This is a genomic window from Maribacter thermophilus (assembly GCF_001020565.1).
Classification (GTDB): domain Bacteria; phylum Bacteroidota; class Bacteroidia; order Flavobacteriales; family Flavobacteriaceae; genus Maribacter; species Maribacter thermophilus.
In genome coordinates this window covers 1,152,244-1,164,233 of the sequence record NZ_LDAS01000001.1, presented here as the reverse complement: position 1 = coordinate 1,164,233, position 11,990 = coordinate 1,152,244, and the positions used below count along the sequence as shown (strand labels likewise).

Below are 11,990 nucleotides of genomic sequence, written 5' to 3'. Positions count from 1 at the left end.
AAAAAACGAAATAATGAAGAAATACATATATATTAGTTTACTGGCTTTAGGCGTATATTCTTGCGATGATTCTTTCTTGGAAAAAGAACCCTTGGGGTCACTTAGTGTAGGTACTTTCTATACAAATGAAGAAGAGGCCACACAGGCTGTCAATTCAATTTATGACGGTATACAAGGTTATACCGTGTACGGAGCAATGTCTATTGTAGAGGACGTACAGTCCGATGATGCCGATAAAGGAGGGGGAGGCCCCTCTGACCAACCTGGTATGGATCAGGTTCAGAAATTTATAGCATCTGCCGATAACCACATTTTTGTAGATAAATGGAAGGCTTATTTTGTTCCTGTATTCAGGGCCAACCTTGCCATTCAAAAGATCCAGGAGATGCCAACTGAAAGCATAGATGCAGCTGCCAAAGAGCAATTATTGTCAGAAGCCAAATTTCTTAGGGCACTATGCTATTTCGACCTAGTGATAAGGTACGGCGATATGCCAATTGTTACCGAACCTAATAGTCCGGAGGACTATGATATCTCTAGAAGTCCCGCTAGCGAAGTATGGGCGTTTATTGAAGGTGATCTAATGTCGGCTATAGAGGGTCTTAAAAAACCAAACGAATTATCTGATGGTGACTTGGGAAGAGCCACCGAAGGTGCTGCAAAAGCCCTTTTGGCAAAAGCCTATGTTTTTCAGAAAAAATGGAAAGAAGCGGAACCTTTGCTTAATAGTGTGATCAATGATTATGGGTACGGACTATCTGATGACTTTGCGGCTATTTTTGGTATAGGTAACGAAACCAACCAAGAGGTCATCTTTCAAGTAAACTTTCAGACAGGTGGCTCCAGTGACCGTGAAGGTTATAACCGTAACGGATGGATGGCCCCTAGAACTTCAGACATAGATTGGGGCGGTATCGGCTTTATGCTGCCTACCCAAGATTTGGTAGATGAATTTGAACCTGGTGATATTCGTTTGGCAGCTTCTATTCTTCGTGACGGTGACATATTTAGTGGTGATGTCTATAAAGAAGAATGGTCTACCACTGGTTACAACTGTAAAAAAGGATTGGTCGCTTTTGAAGACTATACCGCTGGTACTCCATACTTTGTAGATAACAACTACGTGGTAATACGTTTGGGAGATATTATGTTGTTACAGGCAGAAGTATTGAATGAATTAGATCGTACCTCAGAAGCTGTTGATTATATAAATCCTATCAGAACGCGTGCACAAGTGCCATTGATCAATGCCACTATATCAAAAGAACAAATGAGAGAGGCCATTTACCATGAAAGAAGGGTAGAACTGTGCTTTGAGCAAAAAAGATACTTCGACTTGGTTCGATGGGGCAAGGCGGCGGAAGTCATGACAAGTAAGGGATACAATTTTGTGGCCGGTAAGCACGAGCTATGGCCGGTACCACAGAGTGAGATCGATATTAACCCGAATTTGGCTCCCAACAACCCTAATTGGTAGTAAAATATTTATAATTGTTGAATTGGCTGTTAGTTTGTTAGTCGAAAAAAGGACGTCGCAAAATGCTTCGGGTATTTCCCTTAAAAGAAAGAGAAAGAGTATTGGGCGTTCTTTTCGGCTAATGTCGTTTATGAAAAAGTAATGTTGTTCATGACTCCAAATATTAACTAAAACCGATTCATTCAATTTTACGGCAAGTAAGTATTGAATGAGACCTGATCAATGGTTTCAAATTTTGAAAAAAAATATTTGCCCCATTGGGGCCACATATTATTAGAACTAAGAGATAGATGAAAAAAACACTTCTACTTTGCATAACCATTGGGGTTATAGCAAGTTGTAAACAAAAGGAAAAAACACCAAAGAATGATACATTAAGAAATACGGATATAGTGGATGACTTTTCGAATAAAGAACATCTAAAAAAATTATATACGCAATTAAGCGAAAGCTTTGAGCAACAGGCCAAAAAAGTGATTCAACCGGCAGAAGGTTATTTAGAGCACCCGTACCTTATTCCCTCCGGTTTTTATAAGCAAATGTGGGATTGGGACGGCTTTTTTATGGGCAATTACTTTGTAAGCAAAGGAAAGCCGGAATATTTAAAATACTGGGCCTTGAACTTGATAAAGGGGATCGATGAAGAGGGGTATGTCTCGGGTTGTGCCACCACGAAGGGACCAAGACCCATTTTTGGAAAATTTGCCATGAAACCCTATTTGTCACAAGGGGTTTATTTGTCTTCAAAAGGCGCAAATGATTTTTCTTGGGTAGCACCATATTACGAACAGCTAAAAAAAGTTTTGGCGTATAGGGAGCGTACACAACAGGATGAAAAAACAGGACTTTTTTATTGGGATATTGCCATGCAAAGTGGTGCGGACAATAACCCCGCCATGAATTATTTTCAAGAAGATACCCGTTCTTTTTTAGCTCCGGACGCCAGTGCCTTGCAGTATAAGGAATACCTTGCCCAATCGGCCATAGCAAAAATACTCGGTAAAGATGAGGATGCGCAAACATATGCCAAAAAAGCAGAAGACCTGAAAAAGGCCATTAATGAATACCTGTGGTCTAAAGAAGATAGAATATATTATACGGTTGATAGGGAGACCGGACGTTTTTATAAAAGAATAAGCTATTCTTCTTTTGTACCTTTAATGGCAGGAATCGCACCGATGAAAGATGGAAAGGCAATGATAGAAAAGTATTTGTTGAGTACCGATCATATGAAGGCTAAATATGGCTTTAGGTCGCTTTCTCTTCAAGATGTGGACTATAACAATAAAAACATAATTGTTCCCTTTTCTAACTGGCAAGGGCCCGTTTGGCCAATTGTAAATTACATTTATTCCATAGGTCTTAAAAATTATGGATATGAAGAAGAAATTGCGTGGATGGGAAACACTGTGGCAAACCTATTATTGAAAGACATTGAAAAACATGATACCATGCACGAAAACTATGATGCGGATACCGGGGTAGCTTTGGCTCCAAGTGACGATCATGTAGACGAAGATGGAAAAATTGTAGGTTTTGTTAGTTGGAACCTTTGTATCGAGAATGTACTCGATGGGGTAGCGAACGATAATTGGATGTTGTTGAATATAGATCAAGAACTTCAAAATTTCTAAATAACGGATAATGAGAATGAAGAATATTTTGGCTTTGACCGCCATCTTGGTCTTTCAAGGGCTAATGGCACAGCAAAAGCATTGGGAAATAAAAAAGTTGGATGAAATTCGACTGAATGTTACCGCTGATGATAACCATCCTTATAAAGATAATATAGAGCTTTCGGGAAAAAGGGTTTCGGGTATCGTGAGCTACGACATTGATGAGAATAGGGGTGTTACGGTGAGCCGTGAGATTTTTTTCCCCCAGTTGCGCACGTTTTTAAAAACCGATGATCCGGACTGGAAAGCCTATAGGGCCTACCTTAAAAATACATATTCGGACGATATTCTTCCTTCCATTGCCGTAGGTGATAGAATTTATGTACCCGGACCCGTTTCAGAGGTTATTATTAATGGCATGCTGACATTAAACCACGAAGCGGTTAACGGCATTACGCTTACCCGTACTTTTTACCCTTCTATGAGTCAACGACTTTTTGTCGAACAATGGACCATGACCAATACAGGTACCTCTACCATAACATTAAAAGGTGGGGACAAGGAAACCATATCAAAGACCGAAGGGGCAAAGGGCAGTTACACCATTTATGTAGATTCGAATATAAAGAGTCAGGTATCCTTGGCTCCGAATGAATCGTACACATTTTCTATCGGTATCTCCGCTACGATGAACAATGAGGAGAGGATCAAGATTGTCGATAAGGAATTTTACGGGGAACGTTTACAGTTTTTGGCCCAAATGAAGAATTCTTTAGAACTGGTTACTCCCGATGCTACTTTAAACACCTTGTTCGGTTTTTCTAAGATACGGGCCTCTGAAAGTATTTTTGAATCAAAATTAGGGTTGACACACTCTCCGGGAGGAGGCCGATATTACGTTGGTTTTTGGGCCAATGATCAAGCGGAATATGTAGGACCCTTTTTTCCATATTTAGGGTATGCCACTGGAAACGAAGCGTCTTTAAACGTTTACAGAATCTTTGATAAGGAAACAAACGATGCGTACACCAACCTTCCCTATTCTTTTGAAATGGAAGGCGATGCGCCCAAAAGTACTTTAGATAGGGGAGATGCTGCAATGATCGCTTATGGAGCCGCGCAATTTGCCTTGACAAGTGGAGATAAGAATATTGCAAAAGAGCTGTGGCCTTTGATAACTTGGTGTTTAGAGTACAATAGAAGGCAATTGAACGATGAGGGAGTGGTAGCTTCAGAATCGGATGAGATGGAAGGTAGAATCGCTACCGGAACTGCCAATTTATCTACTTCTAGTTTATACTACGGTGCCTTAGGGTTGGCCGTAGACCTTGGGCGTTCGTTAAACGTGAATGGTAGGGAGTTACAAACCTATACCAAACAAGCCAAAGCTTTAAAAAAGGCCATAGAAGCTTATTTTGGAGCCACTATTGAAGGAATCGACACTTATAAATATTATAAAGAACATACCAAATTAAGACATTGGATCTGCCTGCCCCTTGTGGTAGGGATCAACGATCGTAAAGAAGGTACGATAAAAGCTCTTTTTGAAAAACTGTGGTCAGAAAACGGGGTACATGTCGAAAAAAATGATGAGAACAAGGCTATTTCAGAAATTTTCTGGGACAGGGGCACCTTATATGCATTAAGAGGTACGTTTTTGGCCGGTAATACGGAAGAATCGTTGGAGAAACTGGATGAGTTCTCCACAAAACGACTTTTGGGTGATCGTGTGCCTTATGTTGTAGAGGCATACCCAGAAGGTAATATGGCACAGTTGTCCGCCGAGAGTGGCCTTTATTGTCGTGTGTTCACAGAAGGGGTCTTTGGTATTGTGCCAACAGGGTTACATAGTTTTAAAAGCACGCCCCGATTACCAAAAAAATGGGATCATATGGCTCTAAAAAGAATAAAGGCGTTTGGAGAAGACTTTGATATTTATGTAGAAAGAAAAGGAAAAAAACTTCATGTAAAAGTCGTGGATGATAAAAACAAAACAATATTTGATAGGTATATTAGAGAAGGGAATACGATACATGTTAATTTTAAATGATATGACTAAGAGTCGTTCATTGTATGTATTGGTGCCTATATATAAATCCACAATAATGTTTAAATAGTCCGATATGAAAAACAGAACAATTTATTTGCTCCCGGTACTTTTTGTACTGGCCTTTATAGGCTGTAAAGAACAAGGAAAAAAAGCTGCAGTCGATACCGCTGAAATAGCGGGTGATAAGATGGTTCAGAAACCAAATATCATATATATAATTGCGGATGACCTTGGTTATGGGGACTTAAGTTGTTTTGGACAAGAGAAATTTAATACGCCGAATATAGATAAACTGGCTGCAGACGGTATGGTCTTTACCCAGCATTATGCGGGCACAAGTGTTTGTGCGCCCTCTCGCTGTGCTTTAATGACGGGGATGACCACCGGGCATACCGTGGTGAGGGGAAACAAAGAGTTGGAGCCAGAGGGGCAGTACCCCATACCTGACAGTACCTATACGGTTGCCAAAGCCTTAAAAAAAGCGGGCTATGTGACCGGGGCTTTTGGAAAATGGGGACTTGGGTATCCGGGTTCTGAAGGGGACCCGACCAAACAAGGTTTTGACCAATTCTACGGATATAATTGCCAGCGTCAGGCGCATCACTATTATCCGGATCATCTGTGGAGCAATACAGATTCTATTGTGCTCCCTGAAAATATAAATGGGAAAAAGGAAATATATGCGCCAGATCTGATTCAAGAAAAGACGTTACAATTTATAGAAACCAATAAGGACAACCCCTTTTTCTTGTTCGTGCCTTCCGTAATTCCTCATGCAGAGCTGGCCGCCCCAGAAGACATCATAAAAAAATATATCGATAAATTTTCTCCAGAAAAACCCTATGAGGGCGGTTATTATGGGGGGCAAGAGACCCCACGTGCTGCCTTTGCGGCCATGATGGAAGTGTTGGATATACAGGTAGGGGAAATAGTTAAGAAGGTAGAGGAAATGGGTATTTCTGACAATACGATTATTATATTCACTTCAGACAACGGCCCACATAATGAGGGAGGGGCGGACCCCGAGTACTTTGATAGCAACGGGCCGTTAAAGGGGATTAAAAGAGATCTTTACGAAGGGGGAATACGTGTTCCCATGATTGCCAAATGGCCAGGAAAAATTAAACCAAATAGTAAAACAGCGCTTGTTTCGGCCTTTTGGGACATACTGCCTACCTTCTCCGATATTGCCGGTGTAGCATCTCCTTCGAATATTGACGGAATTTCTTTTCTACCCACCTTATTAGGGGAAACCGAACAGCAAAAAGAACATGAATACCTGTATTGGGAGTTTCATGAAATGGGCGGCCGACAGGCTGTAAGAATGGGCGATTGGAAGGCCGTTCGTTACAATGTGTTTAAAAGCCCCAATGCACAGATGGAGTTGTACAACCTGAAAACGGACATCGGAGAAGAGAATAATATAGCGGACAAGCACCCCGATGTTGTTAAAAAAATGGAAGATATTTTTAATACCGCCAGATCACCGTCGGAGGTATTTACATTCAACCAGCAATAATACCAACCAAGTATTCCGCAACCATAAGAAATGAAAGGCATCATAAAAAAGAGAGCGCTATTACTACTTTTTATATTAGCACTGGTACTTCGCGTAACCGGTCAAACCAAAGAAGAAAAGAAATACAACCTTGCTATAGGATTTAGACTTGGACTGCTCATGGATCCTGCATTGGAAGGGTATTTTGAAATGACAAAAAAGAAGATTCTTGAATACGATGTAGATGAGGTACGGATCTATGGCGGAGGAAATGCAATTACCTATAAATACTTGGATATAGAAGGTTTTCCAGAGATAGATAAAAAAGGAAATCCGGAAGAATTGGCCAAGTATAAAAAAGGGTTAAAATGGTTTAAGGATCATGGGATCCGAATTACCCTAAGTGGGGGAGAACCCAGTTTACCGGGCATGGATTACTATAGTAATGATGAAAATAGCTTTTTTAACCTTTATCCAGAAGCAAAATATTTAGATAATGGCCTGCTCTGGAAGTTTTATGAAGAAAGAACCTATGCTCTTTTTAAAACCTTCCCCGAGGTAGATGCTACGGACTTTTTTCTATGGGAGACACCCATTTTAGATGACCTTAATTATTTTCCGGGTATAAAATGGCAAAAGCCTATTACATGGCATAAAGGGGAAAACCAATATTACTCTCAGGCAGATTATTTAACCGAGTTTATGGCGGCCGTGATCAAAGGGGCCAACCGTGCCGGAAAAGACTTTTCTATTCTGACCTTTAGCCATTATCCCTATCAAGAAAACCTTTTGTTAGAGGCCTTAAAGGAACTAGAACGTAGAAACGAGTCTTTCTTAATGGTACATAAGTCGCAACCTGGAGATTGGGATCCGTACAAGGGGCCGAACAATATTATGATGCGCACACAGACCAAGGCGTCCATATTGTTCGATGGTGTTGGCGAATACTGGGGCAGGTCTTTGGTGCCGTACTGTTTTCCCGAAGAGATACAGACTAGGGTACAGCATGCCATTGAGCATAACAAGAGTATTAAGACCTTGGCCATGCGTACCTATTGGGAAGATAACCAAACGTTGTTCAATAATTTTAACGAGATAAATTTGTATGCGCTCGCACGCTTTACCAAAGATCCCTATGTAAATGTAGAGGATGTATGGAAAGATTGGGCAACCGAAAAATTTGGAGAAGCAGCGGCGCCTACCATGATAAAAGTGCTAAAGAGAACCAATGATATTGGCAACCTTGTCTATTATTTTAAGGGAGTTTGGGTTCAAGAGCATAGTAGAATAGCCTCTCTGGATTATATGACCGGGCAGGTATTGCATACGGGAAAATCCATAATGAAATGGAATCCCGACGATATTAAGAACAATGCCTTGATAGAGGCTTTTGTTTATAATCCGACCGAAGAAATAATACATATGGCGATCGCCGACCGTAAAGAGGCTTTGGCCATGTGCCAAAAATCGATTTCCGATGTGGCATCGATTAAAAAATCACTTTCAAAAGAAGCGTATCAGAAGATCAATGGGGAGCTTTTGCTGATGGAAGATTTTATAAAGATAAGCATGCCACATATTGAAGCTTACCTGCGGTATGTGATAAACCGTGATCGTCCTACAAAAGAAAACTTGGTTTCATTGACCAAATCCCTTAACGGGTTGAAGGAACTGGCACATACCATGGACAAAAAATACGGAACCGAAAACTACCTGGTTTCCGGTGATAGAATCATGAACTTTGTTTCGGATATTGAAAAGCGTATCGCCGGCACGGCACTGGGAAAATAGTACGGAAGATTCCCTCGTGGTAAAAATCCAAAGAGATGTGCTATTCGCTTGGTATTAATTACATTAAATGTTTAAACGACCGACCTTTATGTTTATATAATCCATCCAAACCAAAAAAACAATGAGACAAATAGTATCGTTAGCGTTCTTTATGCTGCTTTTTATTGCCTGTGACCAAACTACAACGGTCAAAACCAAAGATTTGGAAGCTAGTGTTGTTCCCTATCCTAAAACAATTGACAAGGGAAACGAAGTACTTGTATTATCGGACCAAAGTAAATTGTATTCTCCACAAGCCGAGGTGTACCCTTTATTGGACCTGTTTATCTCTGAAGTGCAAAAAATTACCAATAGCACATTAGTTACAACAGAGACCAACAACCATGAAGCGGATATACTTTTTCAGATAGATACTGCAATGGCAGGGGAGGCCTATTCCATTGAGATCGGCAAGACCGTTAAGGTAATGGGCGCTAGTTACAAGGCATTGGCAAAGGCCAAAGCCACCTTGTTACAACTGGTAGTAGAGGAGGAAGGTAAATTAATGTTTCCTGTATTGACCCTAAAAGATGCCCCCGATGCTTCGTACCGTGGGCTGATGGTGGATCTGGCAAGACAATGGCACGATATACCTACACTAAAAAAGTTAATAGATTTGGCGGCATTCTATAAGATCAATTTTTTACAATTGCATTTTACCGATTATCAATCCTTTACGTTGCCTTCAACAAAATACACCAAGCTATCTACCCCTAACAGGCATTATTCTTTTGAGCAGTTGAAGGAACTGGAGGCATATTCACAGTTACGGGGAATAACCATAATTCCCGAGATCGATGTACCGGGCCATTCTAGTCCGTTCGTAAAGGAATATCCCGAAATATTTGCTATCCAGGATACCCTTACAAACCCCTGGATCATAAATATGGGAAAAGAGGAAGCGTATGAGGCCTTGGATGTAATTATTGGGGAAATAGCATCCATATTCAAGAGCAGCCCTTATTTTCATATTGGTGGTGACGAGGCCATTTTTGATAAAGTGGCCAATGATCCCTCTGTGCAGGATTACATCAAAAAGCACAATATAGACAACGATGTGCACGAGTTATACAGGCATTTCTTGGTAAGGATGAACCAAATTGTAAAGAAACACAACAAGCAAATGTGTGTATGGGAAGGGTTTAGACCCGATGGAAAAATTAAGATTCCGAAAGATATTATCGTTTTTGAGTTCGAAACCAATCGTTATTTGCCCAACCAGTTGGTAGAGGATGGGTATACGGTGGTGAATACCTCTTGGAAACCCCTGTATGTGGTAAATAAAAAGAAATGGGAGCCAAAGACCATTTATGCATGGAATATGTGGAAATGGGACAATTGGTATGATAAAGCACCTTCGTACGACCCCATTCAAATAGAAAGATCACCGTTGGTGATCGGGGCACAAATGTGTTCTTGGGAGCAGTCGGAAGAAGTAGAAATACCAAGCCTAAGAAAGCGATTGCCCGTTTATATGGAAAGGGTTTGGAATACGGATAAGAAAATTTCTTTTGAGCAGGCCATGAAGCATATAGATTTGTTGGACGACCGCCTGTCTAAATTATTGGACGATAGTAGACAAGATAGCTTATTGCACGGTCATAATTTCACCAAAGAGATGCAATAGGTTCTAAACGAACCTGGTTTACATACCATCAAAAGGAAAGTAAAAAGGGAATCAAAATTGTTGTATGCCCTATAAATAGGACTTTGACAACATTTATTGATTCCCTTCTTTTTTATAGTTCCCTAAATTTACGCCATAAGCTCGTATGCTTGTTCGTTCGTATTAAGAGCCTCATTTTTTTCTGTGGTTATATCTTTAATAAATTCATCAATTTGCTGCTTGCTAACGTTCGGCATACATATTACATGGGTAATATCTTCAGTGGCCAATTGCCATTTCTTTTTAATGGAATCAGACACTTTGGGCAGCACAACGGTAATAGCCCCTGGATTGGTCCATGCGTTGATGCCTATTTTAATCAATTCGTTTTTACAATATTCCGCTATTTCCAAGCTATAGCGGTAGCGTTCCTCAAGTCCTTTGATACCCATTTTTTTAATCGCGTACCATAAGAAAAGTGGACTATGGCCATTTCTAGATCCTGTAATGGTAGTGTCTAAAGAACCTATATAAGAAATACCCCTGGCGATCCTGTCCCTTAAAGAGCGTTTTGCGATAATAACTCCGGAGGGGAAGGGGGAACCGATAAACTTATGGCCACTTATGGAAATACTATCGGCACCATCCGTAAAATCAAAAGGAATACGGGGCTCTATAAAAGCACCGTAAGAACCTGCCAAAGCGGCATCGCAGTGAATGTAGTGATTTTGAATGGCGAGTTTTTTCAGTATTCTTTTCACCTTCGAAACATCGTCCTTTGCCTCGGTCATGGTCGTACCGAACGTAGTAAGAACAATGGCCGGCTTGTCCCTGTTCAACAACAAAGTGTTCTCCAAATCCTCATAATCCAGTTCACCGTTCTCTTGGGCCCTAATGGTAATACTGGGCAAGTTCAATAAATGAATGTTCTTTCGTACGCTGTAATGTGTAGATTCTGAAAAATAGACCATAGCGTTCGAAAAAGATTCCCGGGCCAAATAAAGACCGTAAAGGTTACTTTCAGAACCGCCATTGGTTACATAGCCCCAATAGTCGGTCGGATCCGCCCTATATAATTTAGCAAAGAAATCAACGACCTCTCTTTCCATCTCATGTGTCTGTACTTTATAGGTGCTATCCTCATAGGGGTCTCCAACGTTGTTCAACGGGTGTTTCAAAAATTCGTACAATCTTGAATAATCAAAATCCTTTGCTACCGGGTAACCTATAACTCTGTCTTTTTCTTGAATTATTGTGGTTAACAGCTCATCTATCTGTTGCTCGTTATTCATAATCATTGTAATTTATGTAGGTATTTTAATACTGTAAAATTACAATTTGTAATAAAATAATACTTTTATTTGTAATAATTTAGAATATAAAACTATTATATTAATTTATGTGGTTTTTTGATATTGTTCGAGGGTTGAATGGGTACAACAACAGAAAAATAATCTAGTATGGATACGATAGATCATAAAATATTGATGCAATTGCAAGAAAATGCAAAGCAGAATACCAAAGAAATAGCCGGTAAGGTAGGGCTTAGTGTAACCCCTACGTATGAAAGAATTAAAAAGCTGGAACAGCGAGAGATTATAAAATCGTACGTGGCCTTGTTGGACCGGACCAAAATAGGGAAAGAACTGATTGCCTATTGCCAGGTTACCTTGGTAAAACAACAAAAGAAAATGGCCGACAATTTTAAAAGAGAGATACTGTTATTGCCCGATATTATGGAGTGCCATCAGGTGTCGGGTAATTTTGATTACCTACTAAAGGTGGCCGTGGACGACATTGCCGAATTTCATGACCTTTTAAACGAAAAACTGTCCAATATCAATGGTATCGCCACCATACATACTTCGTTCGTGTTAGATTCGGTAAAAGATAGTACAGCCTATAGTCTATAA

At 40.3% G+C, this 11,990-nt stretch carries 8 protein-coding genes; 7 read left to right on the top strand and 1 reads right to left on the bottom strand.

Translation table 11 applies throughout. The features are described 5' to 3' along the window. Positions 1-13: 13 nt before the first annotated feature. The 6 genes from AB657_RS05095 to AB657_RS05070 all read left to right on the top strand — a co-directional run bounded on the left by AB657_RS05095 (position 14) and on the right by AB657_RS05070 (position 10,098). Positions 14-1,477 (top strand): RagB/SusD family nutrient uptake outer membrane protein, encoded by a 1,464-nt coding sequence (locus AB657_RS05095; protein WP_047245502.1) that lies wholly within the window; start codon positions 14-16, stop codon positions 1,475-1,477. A gap of 290 nt (positions 1,478-1,767) precedes the next feature. Continuing rightward, positions 1,768-3,111 carry an MGH1-like glycoside hydrolase domain-containing protein gene (locus AB657_RS05090; protein ID WP_047245501.1) on the top strand — a complete coding sequence of 448 codons (1,344 nt, stop codon included), beginning with the start codon at positions 1,768-1,770 and terminating at the stop codon, positions 3,109-3,111. A gap of 10 nt (positions 3,112-3,121) precedes the next feature. Beyond that, on the top strand, positions 3,122-5,143 hold the full coding sequence (locus AB657_RS05085; RefSeq protein ID WP_047245500.1) for a hypothetical protein: 2,022 nt from the start codon (positions 3,122-3,124) through the stop codon (positions 5,141-5,143). Between the two features lie 73 nt (positions 5,144-5,216). Beyond that, entirely contained in the window at positions 5,217-6,662 is a 1,446-nt protein-coding gene (locus AB657_RS05080; RefSeq protein ID WP_047245499.1) for an arylsulfatase, read from the top strand. 30 nt (positions 6,663-6,692) lie between these two features. After that, entirely contained in the window at positions 6,693-8,432 is a 1,740-nt protein-coding gene (locus tag AB657_RS05075) for a hypothetical protein (RefSeq protein ID WP_047245498.1), read from the top strand. Between the two features lie 121 nt (positions 8,433-8,553). Next, positions 8,554-10,098: a family 20 glycosylhydrolase gene (locus tag AB657_RS05070; protein ID WP_047245497.1), complete on the top strand. Its 1,545-nt coding sequence runs from the start codon at positions 8,554-8,556 to the stop codon at positions 10,096-10,098. A gap of 128 nt (positions 10,099-10,226) precedes the next feature. Here the strand turns inward: AB657_RS05070 and AB657_RS05065 are convergent, their stop codons facing one another. After that, on the bottom strand, positions 10,227-11,369 hold the full coding sequence (locus AB657_RS05065; RefSeq protein WP_047247819.1) for a histidine decarboxylase: 1,143 nt from the start codon (positions 11,367-11,369) through the stop codon (positions 10,227-10,229). Between the two features lie 168 nt (positions 11,370-11,537). On the opposite strand from AB657_RS05065, the gene AB657_RS05060 reads away from it, so the two are divergent. Further along, positions 11,538-11,990, top strand: a complete 453-nt coding sequence (locus AB657_RS05060) for an Lrp/AsnC family transcriptional regulator (RefSeq protein WP_047245496.1) — start codon at positions 11,538-11,540, stop codon at positions 11,988-11,990.

Bases quoted from the DNA above. Each gene is read 5' to 3' on its own strand.
- AB657_RS05095 (WP_047245502.1), top strand. From the start codon at position 14: ATGAAGAAATACATATATATTAGTTTACTGGCTTTAGGCGTATATTCT.
- AB657_RS05090 (WP_047245501.1), top strand. From the start codon at position 1,768: ATGAAAAAAACACTTCTACTTTGCATAACCATTGGGGTTATAGCAAGT.
- AB657_RS05085 (WP_047245500.1), top strand. From the start codon at position 3,122: ATGAGAATGAAGAATATTTTGGCTTTGACCGCCATCTTGGTCTTTCAA.
- AB657_RS05080 (WP_047245499.1), top strand. From the start codon at position 5,217: ATGAAAAACAGAACAATTTATTTGCTCCCGGTACTTTTTGTACTGGCC.
- AB657_RS05075 (WP_047245498.1), top strand. From the start codon at position 6,693: ATGAAAGGCATCATAAAAAAGAGAGCGCTATTACTACTTTTTATATTA.
- AB657_RS05070 (WP_047245497.1), top strand. From the start codon at position 8,554: ATGAGACAAATAGTATCGTTAGCGTTCTTTATGCTGCTTTTTATTGCC.
- AB657_RS05065 (WP_047247819.1), bottom strand. From the start codon at position 11,369: ATGAATAACGAGCAACAGATAGATGAGCTGTTAACCACAATAATTCAA.
- AB657_RS05060 (WP_047245496.1), top strand. From the start codon at position 11,538: ATGGATACGATAGATCATAAAATATTGATGCAATTGCAAGAAAATGCA.